This window comes from Vibrio sp. 10N.222.51.C5, from assembly GCF_041474575.1.
GTDB classification, from domain to species: Bacteria; Pseudomonadota; Gammaproteobacteria; order Enterobacterales; family Vibrionaceae; genus Vibrio; species Vibrio crassostreae_C.
On sequence record NZ_JBFRUJ010000132.1, the window covers coordinates 1 to 326 of the forward strand.

Consider the following 326-nt stretch of genomic DNA (forward strand, 5'->3'; position numbering starts at 1 on the left):
ACGTTGCTCTCTTTCAGGGTCACCGTCGCTTCCGCTGTCGAGCCGTAACCGTCGGTCATCACCATCTGGTAATCGCCACTGTTCGTGCCTTGCTCGAAGTCGTTCACCTCCGCCGCCACACCCACTGTCGTGATGCTGATGTTGCCGGCCGCATCGACACTGTAGAAACCGTCTTCACTGATGGTGCTAAAGGTGCCGTCACTGTGTTTGAACTCGTATTTGGTCACGCCATCCAGATCGCTGCCGGACAAGGTACCCACTACCGCGTCCGCCACTTGGTTTTCCGCGTACGTCACCGTCTGCGCACCGAACGAGCCTGACTCATC

Annotated in this window: 1 pseudogene; it reads right to left on the reverse strand. The window is 58.0% G+C overall.

From position 1 onward, the window contains the following. A pseudogene (locus tag AB4558_RS21990) lies at positions 1 to 326 on the reverse strand (hypothetical protein); the annotation flags it as partial.